The following is a 368-nucleotide window of genomic DNA, read 5'->3' on the forward strand; positions in this document are numbered from 1 at the left end:
CTTCGAGATGAGGACTCCCACCCACTTGATGGGGTAAGGCTCCCAGTAGACGACTGGGTTGATAGGCCGGATCTGGAAGCACCGTGAGGTGTGGAGGTGACCGGTACTAATAGGCCGAGGGCTTGTCCTCAGTTGCTCGCGTCCACTGTGTTGGTTCTGAAACCACGAACAACCCCACGTGATTGTAGGCGTGGTGCGGTTGATTGTTTCATAGTGTTTCGGTGGTCATAGCGTAGGGGAAACGCCCGGTTACATTCCGAACCCGGAAGCTAAGCCTTACAGCGCCGATGGTACTGCAGGGGGGACCCTGTGGGAGAGTAGGACGCCGCCGAACAATTTTTGGTAGAGAGGGGAACCCCGCACCGTTA

Annotated in this window: 2 rRNA genes; both read left to right on the forward strand. The window is 56.8% G+C overall.

The window, feature by feature from the left end:
• A 23S ribosomal RNA gene (locus KUM32_RS38635) occupies positions 1 to 130 on the forward strand; the annotation flags it as partial.
• Between the two features lie 87 nt (positions 131 to 217).
• Positions 218 to 334, forward strand: a 5S ribosomal RNA gene (rrf, locus tag KUM32_RS38640).
• The last annotated feature ends 34 nt before the right edge of the window (positions 335 to 368 follow it).

The sequence above is a fragment of the Streptomyces sp. AC627_RSS907 genome (assembly GCF_019049165.1).